This is a genomic window from Alcanivorax sp. UBA3183 (genome assembly GCF_002364155.1).
GTDB classification, from domain to species: Bacteria; Pseudomonadota; Gammaproteobacteria; order Pseudomonadales; family Alcanivoracaceae; genus Alcanivorax; species Alcanivorax jadensis.
The window spans coordinates 73,952-76,048 of sequence record NZ_DEXN01000038.1; the positions used below are offsets into that span (position 1 = coordinate 73,952).

At 56.4% G+C, this 2,097-nt stretch carries 3 protein-coding genes; 2 read left to right on the forward strand and 1 reads right to left on the reverse strand.

The features are described 5' to 3' along the window. Positions 1–696, forward strand: a 696-nt coding sequence (locus B3Q33_RS11900; protein ID WP_286827607.1) for a hypothetical protein, incomplete at its 5' end; no start/stop codon positions are given. A 9-nt stretch (positions 697–705) separates the two neighbouring features. On the opposite strand, the gene B3Q33_RS11905 is transcribed toward B3Q33_RS11900, so the two are convergent. After that, positions 706–1,101, reverse strand: coding sequence for a response regulator (locus B3Q33_RS11905; protein ID WP_273009444.1), 396 nt, complete (start codon positions 1,099–1,101; stop codon positions 706–708). Positions 1,102–1,375: 274 nt separating this feature from the next. On the opposite strand from B3Q33_RS11905, the gene B3Q33_RS11910 reads away from it, so the two are divergent. Beyond that, positions 1,376–2,097, forward strand: a 722-nt coding sequence (locus tag B3Q33_RS11910) for an AraC family transcriptional regulator (protein ID WP_286827616.1), incomplete at its 3' end; no start/stop codon positions are given.

The window sequence follows — 2,097 nt, forward strand, 5'->3', positions numbered from 1 at the left end:
TATGGCCTGGTGGCCTTCCATACCGGTTTCAATCTGGTCGGGATTGTGGTGTTCGCGCCGTTACTGGGTGCCATGGAGCGGAGCATTGAAAAGCATATCGGCAAGCGAGGACATCATGACCTGTTCGCCGATATCAGCCCGCAATCGGTGGAGCCGGCGTTGTTGGTGCTCGGCCGCGAGACTGACAGCCTCATCGAGCGGGTCAGGAACTATTGCCTTCACCCGCTCCAGGGGCGCTCCTTGTCTCGTTTCCTTGAGGAATACGGCCAGGTGACAGACATGGAAATGGAATTGGCTGACTATGCCAACCGGCTGGCTCAACAGCCCATGACCGAGGGGCAGGAGCAGCGCCTGCAACGTTTGCGTGCCAGGGTGCGTGAAGCGGTTTATGCCTTGAAGGCGCTGAAGGATGTGGCGGATGACCTGGCGCTACTGACAGAAAGCCATGATCCCGGTTTGCAGGGCTTCAGTGAGCAGATCCTGCGAGCGTTGGACAGGCTCTACCAGGCACCACCCTGCGCGGACCTGGCGGCCCAGCACCGGCAGGCCATGGAGCAGCTGCAACGTGAGGCCTACTCGTTGGTGGCAGATGCCCGTATGCGGGGTATCAGCGTACTGAATCTGGCGAGAGAAGTGGATGAAAGTGGGCGCCACTGGTTGCGAAGTCTGGCGGTAATGGATGATGCGACTGAGTAGAGGCAGGGGTCAGGCTGACGCACCGGAGGGAGTCAGGTTGCTGCAGGCTAACTGGGTGAAGGCGACTTCCAGCCAGCGCCGTAACTCACTGGGGCGCAAGGGCTTGGGCATCAAGGTCTCGCCGCCGGCATCCAGGCATTGTTGCCGGTAGGCCTCGCTGTTGTTGCCGGAGATAAACAGAATGGGGGTCTGGCCATTCTGGTTGCGGATATCCCTGGCCACGCTGAATCCATCCAGTGTCGGTAGTTCCACGTCCAGGATCAGCAGGTCCACATTTCGCTGTCGGTAAAGACGTAGCGCTGCCTCACCGTCGGCGGCCAGCACATATTCATGGCCCAGCTCTTCGATGATACGGCAGATGATAAGACTGACAGCTTTATTGTCTTCGACAACGAGAACATTCATGAATGATTTTGTAACGTAACGGCGCGCTGATAACAAGGGTGAAAGACACGTCAAGGTAGTTTTTGTTATTTCAACGTACAATGGCGCGACCGGATCGGGTAAACACTATGTCAATTATGGCCAGTTTCTTTATTATTGGCGGTCCGGATTCCGGTCAGAGGATTCGAGATACAAGCCCGGCGGACAAGAATGCTGAACGGGTAACGATTTCAGGATACTGAAGAAGCGGTTGAACCGCTTTTTGGCATTGCCAATGGTGTGAGGGTGGCGGTCGATGTACCAGCGCAGAACAATCAATATCAATCGCGTAGTGAAGTTGCTCCAGGGGGCGGGCCGGTCCGGTGCCAGCATTCCCGATCTACTTGATCAGTGCGATATCCCCCGACAGTTGCTCGATGACCCGGACGGTACCATCGAGCGAGACACCTTTATCAAGATGATGCTGCTGATTATGCAGCAGACCCAGGACGAGTTTCTCGGTTTTGGCCAGGGTCGCAAATCAAAGCCCGGCACCTTTTCCATGATGGCCCACGCGGTGATCAATTGCCCGACCCTGGGGGCGGCCATCGAGCGGGGTATCCGCTTTTATGATCTGTTCGAGCTAAGCATGCATTCCCGGATAGAGCGGCACGGAGACATCGCCCGGCTGGTGGTAAAGGCCGACCCGCGCCTGGATTTTCGGGAAGTGATCATTGAGACGTCCCTTTTTGTCTGGCTGCGTTTTATGAGCTGGCTGGTGGGCAAGGCTATCGAGCCCCAGCTGGTGAAGCTGGATTACACCGATGTGAGGAACGATGAGGAACACCGTTTCCTGTTCGATTGCCCCATCGAGTACAGCGCCGACGAAAATGCGGTGAGTTTCCGTGCTGATTTTCTTGACCTGCCCCTGGTGCAAAACGAGCTGTCTCTTTCCAAGTTTCTCAAGGATTCCCTGGCTCAGTTGTTCGATGGCAATATCCACAATGTGGGGTTGCCGGCGCAAATCCGGGCGATCAT

Bases quoted from the DNA above. Each gene is read 5' to 3' on its own strand.
- B3Q33_RS11905 (WP_273009444.1), bottom strand. From the start codon at position 1,101: ATGAATGTTCTCGTTGTCGAAGACAATAAAGCTGTCAGTCTTATCATC.